The 14,556-nt window shown below is 64.8% G+C and carries 14 protein-coding genes and 2 pseudogenes; 5 read left to right on the forward strand and 11 right to left on the reverse strand.

Translation table 11 applies throughout. The annotated features are described in order from the left end of the window. Positions 1–317: 317 nt before the first annotated feature. A complete protein-coding gene (locus LQZ85_RS08725) occupies positions 318–1,187 on the forward strand; it encodes an HNH endonuclease (RefSeq protein WP_157538185.1) in 870 nt (289 codons plus the stop codon). A gap of 839 nt (positions 1,188–2,026) precedes the next feature. On the opposite strand, the pseudogene LQZ85_RS08730 reads toward LQZ85_RS08725, so the two are convergent. The 3 genes and pseudogenes from LQZ85_RS08730 to LQZ85_RS08740 all read right to left on the reverse strand — a co-directional run. Further along, positions 2,027–2,897: pseudogene (locus tag LQZ85_RS08730) on the reverse strand (bile acid:sodium symporter); the annotation flags it as partial. 52 nt (positions 2,898–2,949) lie between these two features. Then, entirely contained in the window at positions 2,950–3,345 is a 396-nt protein-coding gene (locus LQZ85_RS08735; RefSeq protein WP_056278753.1) for a protein-tyrosine-phosphatase, read from the reverse strand. 20 nt (positions 3,346–3,365) lie between these two features. Then, positions 3,366–4,040 carry a helix-turn-helix domain-containing protein gene (locus LQZ85_RS08740; RefSeq protein ID WP_056278752.1) on the reverse strand — a complete coding sequence of 225 codons (675 nt, stop codon included), beginning with the start codon at positions 4,038–4,040 and terminating at the stop codon, positions 3,366–3,368. A 48-nt stretch (positions 4,041–4,088) separates the two neighbouring features. Between LQZ85_RS08740 and LQZ85_RS08745 the strand changes: the two genes are divergently transcribed. Then, a complete protein-coding gene (locus tag LQZ85_RS08745; protein WP_056278751.1) occupies positions 4,089–4,841 on the forward strand; it encodes an MIP/aquaporin family protein in 753 nt (250 codons plus the stop codon). Between the two features lie 11 nt (positions 4,842–4,852). Next, a complete protein-coding gene (locus tag LQZ85_RS08750) occupies positions 4,853–6,235 on the forward strand; it encodes an FAD-dependent oxidoreductase (protein WP_056278750.1) in 1,383 nt (460 codons plus the stop codon). Between the two features lie 193 nt (positions 6,236–6,428). Here LQZ85_RS08750 and LQZ85_RS08755 read toward each other — a convergent pair whose 3' ends face one another. The 7 genes and pseudogenes from LQZ85_RS08755 to LQZ85_RS08785 all read right to left on the reverse strand — a co-directional run. Continuing rightward, positions 6,429–6,740 (reverse strand): hypothetical protein, encoded by a 312-nt coding sequence (locus LQZ85_RS08755; protein WP_056278749.1) that lies wholly within the window; start codon positions 6,738–6,740, stop codon positions 6,429–6,431. Positions 6,741–6,767: 27 nt separating this feature from the next. Continuing rightward, complete coding sequence (locus LQZ85_RS08760) at positions 6,768–7,571, reverse strand: F510_1955 family glycosylhydrolase (protein ID WP_230100797.1); 804 nt, start codon at positions 7,569–7,571, stop codon at positions 6,768–6,770. A gap of 158 nt (positions 7,572–7,729) precedes the next feature. Beyond that, a complete protein-coding gene (locus LQZ85_RS08765; RefSeq protein ID WP_056278748.1) occupies positions 7,730–8,329 on the reverse strand; it encodes a DUF305 domain-containing protein in 600 nt (199 codons plus the stop codon). Between the two features lie 85 nt (positions 8,330–8,414). Further along, positions 8,415–8,816 (reverse strand): DUF6153 family protein, encoded by a 402-nt coding sequence (locus LQZ85_RS08770; protein WP_157538183.1) that lies wholly within the window; start codon positions 8,814–8,816, stop codon positions 8,415–8,417. A 116-nt stretch (positions 8,817–8,932) separates the two neighbouring features. Further along, positions 8,933–10,960 carry a heavy metal translocating P-type ATPase gene (locus LQZ85_RS08775; RefSeq protein ID WP_230100828.1) on the reverse strand — a complete coding sequence of 676 codons (2,028 nt, stop codon included), beginning with the start codon at positions 10,958–10,960 and terminating at the stop codon, positions 8,933–8,935. A gap of 139 nt (positions 10,961–11,099) precedes the next feature. Next, positions 11,100–11,306: a heavy metal-associated domain-containing protein gene (locus LQZ85_RS08780; protein WP_268778166.1), complete on the reverse strand. Its 207-nt coding sequence runs from the start codon at positions 11,304–11,306 to the stop codon at positions 11,100–11,102. 3 nt (positions 11,307–11,309) lie between these two features. Beyond that, positions 11,310–11,519, reverse strand: a pseudogene (locus LQZ85_RS08785) (metal-sensitive transcriptional regulator); the annotation flags it as partial. Between the two features lie 161 nt (positions 11,520–11,680). On the opposite strand from LQZ85_RS08785, the gene LQZ85_RS08790 reads away from it, so the two are divergent. Both LQZ85_RS08790 and LQZ85_RS08795 read left to right on the forward strand, forming a co-directional pair. Further along, positions 11,681–12,247 (forward strand): TlpA disulfide reductase family protein, encoded by a 567-nt coding sequence (locus tag LQZ85_RS08790; protein WP_082586587.1) that lies wholly within the window; start codon positions 11,681–11,683, stop codon positions 12,245–12,247. Further along, positions 12,244–13,005, forward strand: a complete 762-nt coding sequence (locus LQZ85_RS08795) for a cytochrome c biogenesis protein CcdA (RefSeq protein ID WP_017201929.1) — start codon at positions 12,244–12,246, stop codon at positions 13,003–13,005. Before LQZ85_RS08790 ends, LQZ85_RS08795 begins: the two co-directional genes overlap by 4 nt. Before the next feature lie 98 nt (positions 13,006–13,103). On the opposite strand, the gene LQZ85_RS08800 is transcribed toward LQZ85_RS08795, so the two are convergent. Then, on the reverse strand, positions 13,104–14,459 hold the full coding sequence (locus LQZ85_RS08800) for a M23 family metallopeptidase (RefSeq protein ID WP_026049678.1): 1,356 nt from the start codon (positions 14,457–14,459) through the stop codon (positions 13,104–13,106). Between the last annotated feature and the right edge of the window lie 97 nt (positions 14,460–14,556).

Here is a 14,556-nt window from a genome sequence, read left to right on the forward strand (position 1 = left end):
ATGCGGGCGGCATCAGACCGGGGGACGGTAAGCGGAGCTGACGAGCGCACACTCGCCATGTGACGTCGCGGGTATCGACGAAAGGAACGATGATGCTTCGCGGACATCACGCAACTCAGCGCGACCTGTTGCGCGGCATCAGAGGGTGAGGCTCAGCTGCTGTATACCCGTCATCGGCTCTGCATACGGAGCGCCCAGGTGGGTGCGCCGGAGCTGTCTCGTGGATAGTTGAGCTGCGGTGTTGACGAAGCTTGAGACTGGTCCGGCGAGTCGGTGACGGGCCCCTGATGTCGAGGGCGACGAGTACAGTCTGACCCGTGAGCGATTCCTCCGGCAAACGTCGCGTACGCGGTGTGATTGAGAGCGTCAACGGGCGCGCAAATGGTCGCGGTGTCCCCGAACTCAGTCAGGCCGTTCTTCGACTTGAAGACGGGTCAACCCTCGAGGTGCGTATGCCACAACCGCTGGGAGCGGAGCGTAATTTTCGAGCGCTTCCCGTCGCCTTCGACTTCATCGACTTCGGTGTGTGTCCGATCTGCCTAGAGCCAAAACCCCGCAGCCGGGAGCATGTCCCACCCCACTCCGTCGGCGGAAGCGTCATCACGATGACGTGCGAGACGTGTAACAACGAGTTCGGAAGCAAGTACGAGCCGCACCTGCGTAATTGGTACGAGAACGCGATAGGAAAGGTGCGACTCTCGGGTAAAAACCTACCCGGACTCCGAAACGCGGGAGAGTACCTCCTGCGCGAGAACACATCCGGCGGGTTCGTTCTCTTCCAACACGGAAGGCACGACCCGGCGGTCAACCAGATCATTCGAGAACATGAGTTCGAGATGAGCTACGTGCCTATCGACGCAACGCGCTCACATATTGCAGCAGTGAAGACCGCGTACTTAGCCGGATGCGTCGCGCTACGGCAGATCCCGAGAACACCGCACGCTGATGCACTGCGAACTGCACTCCTTTCTGCTCGAGACGTGCCCCGTACCCAAGATCTCACGGTCGACGACACGGTGACATCAATCAAGGTCGCGCGCTCCGCACATCAACCAAACCCGGGTGAAATCGTTCTGATGGCGTTCTCAGACGGATCGGAACCGGCGATGATTATCAGCTTCAATCGCGTCTTCGCCGTGAATTGGCCGCTCGACCCGATTACTGGATTCACTAGGCGTGTGGACTGATGATGGCACGTAACGATCGCCGGGGCGAGAACAAGGGAGCGCCAGTGATGCAGCCCACGGAAATCGTGGAACGCTTCGTGCTGCGTGCGCGGCGGGTTGCCGCGCACTCGCTCTCGCAGTCGAGGGAACGCCTCCAGGCGTTCGCCCACACCATGATCCGCGGCACCATCGATCTAGCGGGCCGCTTTACCGTCGTAGAGGATCTGCCCGATGAGGATCGCAGAGCCTGGCGTGATGAAACACCACGACGCAGCCGCCCGCGAATGACGAGGCGGAGGCATACATGCGTGAACGGATCGGCGTCCTCCAGAACCCGCCTGAGGCACAGTCAGAGACCTATCTGGCCTCGACGATGGTTCGGACTTCGACGCCCACAGGTTCTCCTGAAAACGCAGCTCGCCCCGTAGAGCGTGATCGGGGCTGGTCCCGACAGGTCTGGGGTACCCGCGGGACCACCTGCCGGCTTCGCTGGGGACTCCACCGGCCCAAGGATCGCGATCTTCTGCGATCTCGGCTCAACATATCTTCGGAACAGTCGGGCTCGTCGGCCCCTTGAGCGGTTCTTCGTCGGGGTCTATCATTCCGGCTTCTGCTGCTCGCTCTACGGTGCGGACTGGTCCGCCTGGGAGGATCGAAGAATGCCCGAACCTGTCGATGTCACCAATGCTGATCACTACGTGTGGGGCGAGGTCTCCGACGGGTGGCGACTACTCGACAGCCCCGGGCTGTCGGTGATCGAGGAGCGAGTCCCGGCCGGAGCCGGCGAAGAGTGGCACGTGCACCACACCGCGACCCAGTTCTTCTACGTGCTCGAAGGAACCGCCCAGATGTAGACCGCCGAGGGCGAGGGCGAGCGGGAGAACCACTAGGGAGTTGCGGGTCGCGCCGGAGAATACGACAGCGCGAGTGCTGGAGACGTCGAGTCGTGCCGCACGCCCCGCGAATATCCCTACCGGGATCATGACCGCCGCGAAGGCGGCATAGATCGGAACTGTGGCGAGCAGTGCAGGAAGTTGCCGGCTGACGCCGTAGACCTGGGAAGCGACGACGACGGCGAGCGTGAGCATCATCAGCGGCACCATGGCGGCTAGAGCGGTGTCTCGGAGAGTGCGACCCCAGCGCGTGCGGGAGGCGACGTACTGGGTGAGGCCGGCCGCCATGAGCGGGAGCACGATGAGCAGGAGGAAAGCGTCGACGAAGGGCGCGAGGTCGACCGCGGCGATGAGTTCAGGGCCGACGAACAGCCAGAGGTATGCCGGCAGGAGCAGCATCTGTCCCAGCATGAGGATCGGCGCGGCCGCAAGTAGCCGTTCCTTCGCCCCTCCGGCGAGCCCCGTGAAGACGATCACATAGTCGATGCAGGGCGTCAGCAAGACGAACAGCACACCAACCAACAGCGCCTGATCGTGAGCGACGAACCGAGACAGGCAGAACACGATGACCGGCACGATCACGAAGTTCACGACCAGCACCACGAACAGGAACCGCATCGCGGAAGGCGCGTCCGATCATCGAGAAAGGGACACCGAGGAATGTCGCGTACAGCAACAGCCCGAGAACGGGGTTGATCGCGAGCTCGAGCGGGTGCGCGGCTCCTGGTACCAACAAGCCCAGCACGACGCCCGCAGCGATCGCTGCGAGATAGAGGGCGATCTGATGACGTTCCCACCAGGCGACGAGGTTGCTCACGTTCCCAGCATGTCGACTCATCCGGTCCTGCACGAATCACCCACGCCAGGGCCGGGTTCGTGACAAGGGAAACTCAGGCAAGAAGCGTCGTACGAATCTTCTCGGCCACCGCTTCCCGTAGCGGGCGCACTGCTTCGGCGTCCCAGGACTCGGGGTTGGGGAACGACCACTCCAGAACCTTTCCGCGAGGGGTGGAAGGCAATGTGAGCCCGGGCTTCATCAGGACGATGACGTCGGCGGCATCCAGATCTTCGACCGTGACGGCGCGCGGTACGCGCCCCGTGATGTCCACCCCGAGCTCCGCGACAGTGGCGGCCACAGCCGGGTTCACTTCGTTCGCCGGGGAGAGGCCCGCAGACGTGGCACGAAACCGGTCCCCGGCCAGGTGCTCTAGGAGAGCCGCGCCGAGCTGCGACCGGCCGGCGTTGTGCTGGCAGATGAATAGGACGGTCGGAGTGGTGTCAGTCACGGGTTCTCTTTCAGGGTGAGTCAGCTGGCGGCGAGCCGGGGTGCGAGTTCCGCGATACGGCGCTCCAGCTCGTCGTAGGCGGTGTCGAAGGCGTCATCGGTGCCGATCCGAACAGGGTCGGGGATCGACCAGTGCAGGTGTCCGATGGCGCCGAGTTCTTCGTGGGCGCTGTCGCACACCGTCACCACGAAATCTGAATCGGTCAGGACCGAAGTCAGAGCGCGGGGTGCCTCATCGTGCAGCGCGAGAGTGTGGCGATCGGCAGCGGCGACTGCGCCCGGATCTATCCGCCCCGTCGGGTGCGTTCCTCCCGACGTCGCGGGGATACTGCTGCGGGTCGACCACAACGCCGCGGCGAGCTGCGACCGGGCGGAGTTCGCCGTACAAACGAACACGACGCGATCTGCGCGCTCGACCCGGCCGGGTGTGAGCCCGCGGAGTGCGTTATCTGAGAGGTGAACGTAGCTGCGCCGTCTATCGGCCTCCGAGCGGGACCGCGAGACCATCCCCACCGACTCCAGCACGTTCAGATGATGGGTGACGAGGTTGGAGGGAAGGCCCAACGCCATTCCGATTTCGGTGGGCGAGAGGTCGCCCAGCGTGAGACGATCGACGATCCGCAGGCGAGATGGGTCGCTCAGCGCAGCGTGCTTCGCGGCGCGCGCCTCCACCTGGTCAGTTCGTTCAGTGTTCATTGTCTCAATCTTGACTGAAGTACCCCGTTCGGGTCAAGATGAGCCGACATGAAAACACCTCACCCCGCCCTCGCACGGCCACACCTTCTGCGCCGAGCAGCCGCCGAGTTCCTTGGAACTGGTCTGCTCGTCACTATCGTGGTGGGTTCCGGTATCGCCGCGCAGCGGTTGTCCCCGGATGATGTCGGTCTCCAGCTGTTGGAGAACAGCCTGACCACTGCCCTCGGTCTGACGGTGCTGATCCTGATGCTCGGGCCAGTGTCCGGCGCGCACTTCAACCCCGTGGTGACGGTCGCGGATTGGCTGCTTGGCCGCAGCGCCAGCACCGGGCTTCCGTTGCGCGACGTCGCTGCGTACGTGCTCGCGCAGATCTTCGGCGGCATCGCCGGCACCCTGCTAGCGGGGGTCATGTTCGACACCGGTCCCGGGTTCTCGTCCAACGACCGGGTCACAGGCGGACATCTGGTCGGGGAAATGGTCGCCACTGCAGGGCTCGTGCTGCTGATCTTCGCTCTCGCCCGCACCGGAAAGGGGTCGGTCACGGCCGCCGCGGTCGGTGCGTACATCGGCGCGGCCTACTGGTTCACCAGTTCCACATCGTTCGCAAATCCCGCCGTCACGATCGCCCGAATGTTCACCGACACGTTCGCCGGTATCGCACCGTCGTCTGTTGCGCCGTTCATCGCTGCACAGCTCTTCGGGGCTGCCATCGGCCTCGCGCTGCTGCTCGCCCTCTATCCAATCGCCGCCCGCACGGCCGGCGACGTCGTGGTTCCTCAAAAACTCGAAACCCAGCCCTGAAAGGCATCCTCATGCATCTTGTAGCGATCGGCGGAAGCGACGCCGGAATCTCCACCGCCCTCCGGGCCCGCGAACTTGACCCGTCTGTTGATGTCACTGTCGTGGTGGCCGATGCCTACCCGAACTTCTCGATCTGCGGCATCCCGTACTACTTCTCCCGCGAGGTACAGCCCTGGCAGTCGCTCGCCCACCGCACCCACGCTGACCTCGAAGCCACCGGCATGAACCTCCGTCTGGACACCCTCGCTACAGGTATCGACGTCGACGGCCGCCGACTCACGGTCCGCGACGCGAACGGCAGCGAATCAACGATCGCCTACGACGAGCTCATGGTCGGCACCGGGGCCTCCCCGTCAACCGCGGGCATCGCGGGTCTTGACCGGCTCGGCCCCGATGACGGCGTGCACCTGTTGCACTCGATGGGCGACACGTTCGCGCTCGAGAAGTACCTCGACGAACATCAGCCCGAGACGGCGATCATCGTCGGAGCTGGCTACGTCGGCCTCGAAATGGCCGAAGCGCTCACTGTGCGGGGCCTCCAGGTCACCCAGCTGCAGCGCGGCCCCGAAGTCCTCTCGACCCTCGATCCCGAACTCGGTTCACTTGTCCGCGACGAACTCACCCGACACGGGGTCGACGTCCTCACCGGTACGCGTGTCGAAGCCGTCGCCCGTGACGGCGGCAGGATCACCGTCACCGGCATCCACGACGGAGAGGCGTTCTCCCGTACCGCTGACGTGGTGCTCGTCGTCGTCGGCGTGCGGCCCAACACCAGCCTTCTCACCGCAGCCGGCGCAACCACGGGCGCGGGCGGCGCTGTCGTCGTCGACGAACAGATGCGCACTGGCCTGCCGCACGTGTGGGCGGCCGGCGACGGAGTGGTCACCCACCACCGCCTCCTCGGGATCACCTACCTCCCCCTCGGCACGACCGCCCACAAGCAGGGACGTGTCGCGGGCGAGAACGCGATCGGGGGCGATACGCGGTTCGCCGGGAGCCTCGGCACACAGGTCGTGAAGGTCTTCGACGTCGTCGCCGCACGCACAGGCCTCCGCGACCACGAAGCCACAGCCGCCGGCCTCGCCCCGCACAGTCACACCGCCATCGCGGACGACCACAAGCGCTACTACCCGGGCGCCACGCCCGTCAGCATCCGCATCACCGGCGACACCAATGACGGTCGTCTGCTCGGCGCGCAGCTCGTCGGCAGCCGAGGTGCCGAGATTTCGAAGCGCGTCGACACCTACGCCACGTCTCTGCACCACAGGATGACCGTCGCCGCGATGAGCGACCTTGACCTCTCCTACACGCCCCCGCTCGGCTCCCCGTGGGATGCCGTGCAGATAGCGACCCAGGCATGGGAGCGCGAGGCGCGCTCCCTCTCGCGTGTCTGAAAGAAATGGTGACCACGGCCGGGCACGATGAGTGCCTGGCCGTGGTCATCGTCATCCCGACGTATTGTCCGGGCGTAGCCGCAGGGCCACCCACCAGGCGCAGCGACGACAGATGAACACCCCATCGTCCCCGAGGGCATGCACCTTCTTACGGGGTAAGGATCGCCCGCAGCATGTGCACACCTGGTCGGAGTCAGTTGCCATGAGTGAGGATGGCCTCTCGGATCTGCTCGACCGTCGGGAGACCAGCCAGACCCGCCGGGGTTGCGTAGATGCGGCAGGCTAGGTCGACACTGGGCTCCGCACCAGGGAAGAGGTCTTCCCCGTTCAGGGTGACTGTGGGGGACCCCGAGAAGGGAACCTCCGCTGCGTCCTCCTCAGAGCGGATGAGTCGATAACGCAGTTCTGTTGCCGCGTGGCTCGTTTCTCGGAGGGCCTCGGTGACACGGCGACCGGCTTCGATCCAGCTAGGGCATTCAGCGATGTGTAACAGCTCGATCTTCACGTTTCCAGCATCCTCCTTTTTGGGCGCTCACTCCTGGGGTACATGGGTGATCCCGCTGTCGTCGACGATGAGCATGTCGCCGGTATTGGTGATCGCGATGGCTTGCGCGGTCCCGTGAACGGTTCCGGCCTCTGTCCACTGGGTAGCTCCCGCGGTGGTGACCCAGATCTTCCCACCGTTTCCGACGCCGACGAGCCGTTGATGGTCAGGGGATGCGTTCAGCATGAACAACAAGGGTGCGTTCGGCCAGAGGGCGAACGTGGCCGCGTCGTCGGTGCTGACCTGGAGGCCATCGGGGGTCGCGGCGACGATCCGGCCCGCGGTGTCAACCGCGAAGGAGACGGCGACAAGTGCCGCACCTGTCGCGTTCCAGGTGGATCCTTGGTCGGTGCTGATCTGCAACTGTGTGCTGTCCGAGGAGAGCCCGTATATGGTGCCATCGGGTCCAGCGGTGAGGGCGTGGAAGTCCTTCTCACCGGTGAAGGCGACCGGTTCCCAGGTTTCGGCCCGGTCGGCGCTGCGGATGATGCCGAGGTTGGGGGTGCCAAGTTCGACGGGGGTGTCCGGTCCGGGATGTCCGGACGCGAGCAGTGTGTCGTCGACGACAGTGAGCCCCATGGCGTCGAAGTCCGACCCGGTGACTCGTTGACCGAGTTCGCCGGTCTGGGTCGCGGGGAAGATACCCTCGTGTGTTCCGAGAAGGAATCCATCTCCTTCGGGGTCTGCGACGATGCCGTGAACGTGGGAGAGCGCCTGATCAGTGTGGCCGTCGCCCGTGGTCGCGGTGGTGGCTGCGCAGCCGGCGAGGGCGAGCAGAGCAGCTGTGCCCAATCCGATCAGGTGCACTGACCGCCGACGAGTGGGGGATTTCGAAAGAGTCGCGAGGATGCGCGTGGGAGCGCTGGAAGTGGTGTGCTGACGCATGGCTTGTCCGCATCGTCTGACCGATCGTGTGGCGCGGCTGTGGGGCCGCGCCACACGATGCGGGGTCAGAGAGTTGCGAGAATCTCCTCCATCGTGGTGATCTCGGCCGTCTGGGTGTCGATGATCTTCTGGGCGAGCGAGACGGCGTCACTGTTCTGCCCGTCGTCGACTTCGTCCTGTGCCATGTCGATCGCGCCACGGTGGTGCTCGATCATCTGCTCAAGGAACAACCGGGATGCTTCGGTGCCGGTGGCCGCATCGAGGGCTTGCATGTCCTCTTCGGTCATCATGCCGCTGCCGTGATCCATGCCTTCCATGTCGGAGGTATCGGCACCCCAGTCTTTGAGCCAGGATTCGAGTTTGTCGATCTCGGGCTGTTGGGCCGCTTTGATCTCTTCGGCAAGGGCGGTCACCCGCTCGTCGATGTCGGCCTTTCCGAGGATGGTGTCGGACATGTCCACGGCTTGCGTGTGGTGCTCGATCATCATGCTCGCGAACATGATGTCTGCGTCGTTCGCGTCCGCTGTTTCTGCCGGTGCGGACGAGCTGTTGCTGTGGTCCATGCCGGGCATGTCACCGCCGGAGCCGGCGCTGCCGGCGCAGCCCGTGAGGGCGAGCAGTGTGGTGAGGGTGATTGCGGCGATTGCCGCGGGTCGGATCTTCATGAGTGTTCTCCAAGGGTCGGTGATGACACCCGACGAAAGCCGGGTATTCAGGGTGCGTTGCCCGCGTGGGCGGGCTAAAGCGTCATCACGTGCGACTGATGCAGAGAACCGTGAGGGAAGGGGGAGGGGGAAGGGAGTACGCGCGCGCCGGCCACTGTGCCATCACGACCGCGAGCAGCATGGCCGGTGGGGTGCGCCGCCAGCTGAGGCCGACCCGACCAAGAAGAATGATGGCGACAAGGAGAGCGAGCACACACGCCATCCAGGTCATCGCATCCTGGTCACCACCGCACGTTGCGCACCCCGCCTCCTGCGAAGCAGTACCAGGGGTCACGGCGACGGTGGACGGGGCGGGATGCTGCTCTGACATGTCGCCGGTGTGCGCGCTCACGGTGACGGAGTCGTGGTGCCCGACAGATGTCGCATGCGAGTTGAAGGAATGCATCGCCAGCAGCCCGGCGATGACGCCCACGGCGACGATCAGCACGGTCAGAACGTTGCGGGTGAGCGTGCGCGAACCCCACACACGTTGTGCGACAGCAATCAGCGACATACTCACCTCCCGTTCTCCTAGGGTACGTCCGGGGTCGACGGTTCCCTGGTCTAGTTGCCTGTGACGGCCTCGGGGCGCAGGTCCAGCCGCCGCAGCAGCTGCGCGTTGAGCGCAACGACGATAGTGGACAGCGACATCAGTACCGCTCCCACCGACATGGGCAGCACGAACCCGATCGGGGCGAGCACGCCGGCCGCGAGGGGGACCGAGAGCAGGTTGTACCCGGCGGCCCACCAGAGGTTCTGCTTCATCTTCCGGTAGCTCGCTCGCGACAAGTCGATCACGGACAGCACCGACCGGGGGTCGTCGCTGGCGAGGATGACCCCCGCAGACGCGATTGCGACATCGGTTCCCGCCCCGATCGCAATACCGACGTCCGCCTGCGCCAGCGCGGGGGCATCGTTCACCCCGTCACCAACCATGGCGACCTTTCGACCTTCGCCCTGAAGCTCTTTCACCTTCGACGCTTTGTCCTCGGGGCGTACCCCGGCGAAGTACCGGTCGATGCCGAGTTCGCCCGCCACGGAGGCGGCGACCGCGTCCGCATCACCGGTGATCATGACCACCTGCACACTGCGCTCATGGAGCGCGTCGACCGCATGGCGCGACTCCGAGCGGATCTCATCCGCCAGACGCAGCGCGCCCACAACCTGACCGTGGACGAGCACGTGAAGGATGATCGCACCCTCGTTCCGCCACTCGTCAGCAACGGGCAGCTCCTGCGCATTCTCCTGCTCGAGCATGTACGGGCCACCGACCTGCACGACACGTCCGTCAACGCGGGCACGCACCCCGACAGCGGGGGATGACTCGAAGTCGGTTGAGCGTGGAACGGTGAGCGTCTTCTCTTTTGCCGCGTTGACGATCGCGCGGGCGAGGGGGTGCTCGGAGTCTGCTTCCGCCGCGGCCGCCCACGCCAACAGCTGATCGGCGTCGGTCCCCGTGACGGGGTTGATGGCGGTCACCGCGGGGGTGCCCTTGGTGAGCGTGCCCGTCTTGTCGAACAGAACAGTGTCGACGGTGCGCATGCTCTCCAGCGCGAGACGATCCTTGATGAGCACGCCCCCGCGGGCGGCGCGCTCGGTCGCGATCGACACGACCAGCGGGATCGCCAGGCCCAGCGCGTGCGGGCAGGCGATCACCAGCACCGTGATGGTGCGGATGACGGCGGCGTCGGGTAGGCCAACAACCGTCCAGACGATCGCGGTGATCGCTGCGGCGCCGAGCGCGAACCAGAACAGCCACCCTGCGGCCTTGTCCGCGAGCCGCTGCGCCCGAGACGACGAACTCTGCGCCTCGGTGACCAGCTTCTGAATCCCCGCGAGAGCGGTGTCCTCACCGATGGCCGTGATCTCCACCCGCACTCCGGAATCCGTGGCGACGGTACCGGCAATGACCGGGTCGCCATCGCTGCGGCGCACCGGCCGGGATTCTCCGGTGATCATCGACTCGTCCATGCTGGCCGATCCCTGAACGATGCGCCCATCGGCGGGGACCCGCCCGCCCGGACGCACGACCACGACATCGCCTACCTGCAAGTCCGAGGGCGCGACCGTTACGGTCGTATCGCCGTCGACCTTTTCTGCCTCGTCAGGCAGCAACGCCGCTAAGGAATCCAAGGCCGATGTCGTCTGCGCGAGCGAGCGCATCTCGATCCAGTGACCAAGCAGCATGATCACGATCAGCAGCGCCAGCTCCCACCAGAAATCCAACTCGTGGTGCAGCATGCCGAGGCTCGCACCCCAGGACGCCAGGAATGCCACGGTGATCGCAAGGGCGATCAGCAGCATCATCCCGGGCTTGCGTGCACGGAGCTCGCTCACGGCACCCGTGAGGAACGGGGCCCCGCCCCACACATACATCACGGTCCCGAGAACCGGGGACACCCAACCCACCCACGCGGCGTCGGGCAATGGGTACCCGAGCAGCATCGAGAACATCATCGAGAACCCAACCACAGGGGCCGCGAGGACCAGCATGATCCAGAACAACCGCCGGAACTGACCGACATGATCGCCGTGACCGCCGTGGCTCGTGTGACCAGCGTGCTCTGGGGGAGCACCGTGGTCGTGGCTCATCGCCGTGTGGTCATGCTCCGTTGTCGGCACGCTGCCGTGATCCTGATGCGCAGTGTGTTCGTGGTGCTGGTCATGCTGGCTCATCGGAAACTCCTTGCTCGGATGCACCCGGATCAGCCGGGCGCAAACGGATAGCGACTCAGATCGGGGAGGTCGCGAGGGTGTAGCCGGCCTCTTCAACCGCAGCCCGTACAGCCGTGGGATCGATAGGGGCGGCGCTGTGGACAATCACGCGGGATGCCCCGCCGGCATTCAGGTCGACCGTGACACCGTCGACACCATCGATGGCGTTCAGCTCATCGCTGACGCTGGAGGCGCAATGCGAGCATGTCATCCCCGCAACCAAGACAGCACTTGCCTGAGCGACACAATGAGCGAGATGGTCACTGAGTAGCGACAACGCCACCGTCTCGAGGGCCTTCGTCGCCGCAGACACCTGCGTCAAGATATCGATGCAGTACTTGTCCTCATCAACCATTCGTGCGATACCTCGCACCTGACCCTCTACCCGGCTCAACCGCTTACGCAGATCAGCCTTGTTGCTCTCGTAGCCGTTCACTCCCAAAAAGATACCCCCTAGGGGTACATAACACAATGCATGCGAGTCTATTCCCGGTCGGGAAGTGTCCGAGGCAAAGGTGACGCATAGGTGATCTGTGTAAGGTTCGAAATATGCGTCGAAGACCCCGCTTTCGTGCCGTTCGTGGCGCGGTCGGGGCCATGCTCGCTGTGTCCGTGATCGGGCTGACCGGGTGCGCGCCGGATCCGGTCAGCGATTCCTTCCTCAAGGGTGAGAACACCGGGTATGTGGCCGCTGGCGGCGCGATCGTCGAGATCCCGATCGACGAGCGGAGCGAACCGGTCGACTTCAGCGGCATCACTGAAACTGGTGATGATTTCGACAGCGCAGACAACGCCGGCAAGGTCACGGTGGTGAACTTCTGGTACGCCGGGTGCGCGCCGTGCCGCATCGAGGCGAAGGATCTCGAAAGCGTCTGGCAAGAATACGGCGGCGAGGATGTAGCTTTCATCGGCATCAATACCCGCGACCAGGCCGACACTGCCCAGGCTTTCTCTCACGAGTTCGGCATCACCTACCCGAGCCTGATCGACGTGAACACGGCCGAGGCGAAACTCGCTTTCTCCGAGGTCGTGCCGATCCAGGCGACACCGACGACTCTCGTGCTCGACAGGCAGGGCCGTGTCGCCGCCCGCATCATCGGACCCATCGACGGCACCTCGATCCTCTCGACGCTCGTCAAGGACGCTCTGGCGGAGACACCGTGAACGCCGACACCATCATCGGGTCCGGTGCGCTCTGGCTCGCAGTCCCCGTCGCGATGCTCGCTGGCCTCGTGTCGTTCTTGTCGCCCTGCGTGCTCCCGCTGGTCCCCGGCTACCTCGGCTTCCTTGGCGGGGTGGTCGCGCCGGACTCGAAGGGTCGCGCGACGAACGCAGTCGCGCCCCAGCGCCGTCAGCTCGTAGTCGGCGTACTGCTGTTCATCCTCGGCTTCAGCGTCGTCTTCGTTCTCATCACCGCGCTGGGCGGCACGGCCGGCGTGTTCTTCCTACGCTGGGGCGACCTGGTCACACGCATCCTCGGAGTCGTCATCATCCTGATGGGGCTCGTCTTTCTCGGGTTGTTCAATTTCGCCCAGCGGGAGGTCCGCTTCCACGTCGGCTCCCGGGCCGGAATCGCAGGGGCGCCGCTACTTGGAGTGGCACTTGGTATCGGCTGGGCACCGTGCATGGGTCCGACGCTTGCCGCGATCATCGCGCTTTCGTTCAATGCTGGCGACCCTGTCCGTGCCGGCTTCCTCGGCCTCGCGTATTCGCTCGGCCTCGGCATCCCGTTCCTGTTGGTCGCATTCGGGTTCGGTTGGGCGGCGAAGACGGTCGAGTTCCTCCGTCGTCACATCCGGGTGGTGAACGTATGCGGAGGCATACTGCTGATCGTCCTCGGAATCCTGATGGTGACAGGGCTGTGGACCGACATCATGTCGCGGCTGACGGCGGTGATGGGTAGCGTCATTCTCCCTCTCTGAGATCCCTAGCAAGGATGTCGCGAGTGACGACTGGAGCAGCCCTCTCTACCCAACTGGTCATTGTGGGTGGCGCCACTTCGTGCTCCCATGTCGGAGCCTTAGATATAGACGCCGCGGTCTTCCATGAATCGGACGGGGTTGGTGTAACCACCATTGATGTAGACCTCGAAATGCAGATGGCAACCGAAGGAGCGTCCAGTGTCACCCGCGTAAGCGATGACCTGGCCCGAATTGACCCATTGCCCCCTGCCAACGAGGATGCCACTGGGTTTGATGTGCGCGTACCCGGTGCTGACGCCCCCGCCGTGTTGGATGCGGACGTAATTGCCGTAGTTGCCGTTCGCGCCGGCGTAGTCCACTGTTCCGGAGTTGGCGGCGTAGATCGCCGCTCCGCAGCCATTGGCCATGTCCGCGCCGTAGTGGTAGCTCGAGGAGCAGCCCTGCGAACCGCAGATCGGGGTCCGCGGGCCGTAGCTTGAACTTCGGCCGCCCCCGTGGGGCCGGACCCAACCGCCGCTACCGGCAGAGCCTCCGCCGCCGCCGTTGCCGCCACCGTTGGCTGCCGCTTCCGCGGCTTCGCGTTCGCGACGGGCGCGCTCTTCGGCCTCGCGCGCGGCCACACCCGACTGGTAACCAGCGACAGTCTGCGTGGTGGTGTCTTTCAGCGCGGCGAGCTGCGCCTGCATCGTCTCGAGGTTCGCGGCTTGCTCGTCGAGCGCGGCCTGTGCGGCGTCGGCCGCTTCTTGTGCCGCAATCATCTTCTGCTCTGCGACCTGCTGCAGGCGGTCTCGTTCGTCGCGGGCAACCTTCGCCTGATCGGTCAGCGATTGGGCGGTGTTGCGCGCCGAGATTGCGCCATCGTAGACCGACCGGTTGTACTCGAGAAGCTTGTCCATGGTGCCCAGGCGTGACAGGAGCTCATCGGCGTTGGCCGCGGAACCGGAGAAGAACAGTTGCAGTGCTGAATCATCTCCACCGTTGCGATACAGCTGTGCCGCAACTTGACCGGCCCTGCGCGCAGAGGTTTCGGCAATCGCTGATTGTTCGTCCGCCTGCGCCTGCAGGCTCTGAGCTTCCGTGATCGCAGCGAAGTACTCCTGCTGCGCTGCATAGAACTCGTCGGAGGCTGTATCGGCAGCAACCTGAGTCTCAGCGACCTTCCGCGTCAAGGACTGGATCAGCCCTTCGATTCGGGTGATCTCGGCAGCCTTGGCAGCTTCGTTGTTCTTGGCGCGTTGCACATCGTCCCAACTCGGGTACGACGCAGCGTACGCCGCTGAGTCGCCGGAGCCGATGCCGAGTGCAGCGAATGCAGCGACACCGAGCGCGCCGAGCCCGAAAGCGCCACGTCGAGTAACACTCAGCTTCCAGAACGAGTCGCGTTCGGCGGGCGTGGGTGCACAACCGCATTCTTCAGCCGCCTCCGTAGCCGCAGAGACGAGTCGTCCGTTCACTGTGCCCTCTCCTCGAGCTCGGCTTCGTGGATTCTGCTGCCATGGGCGCGCAGATTGGCCACGCTTGCATTGCCCGCCGTCTGGTCCATCGGCCGTA

Source organism: Microbacterium sp. Bi98 (genome assembly GCF_918698045.1).
Taxonomy (GTDB): Bacteria; Actinomycetota; Actinomycetes; order Actinomycetales; family Microbacteriaceae; genus Microbacterium.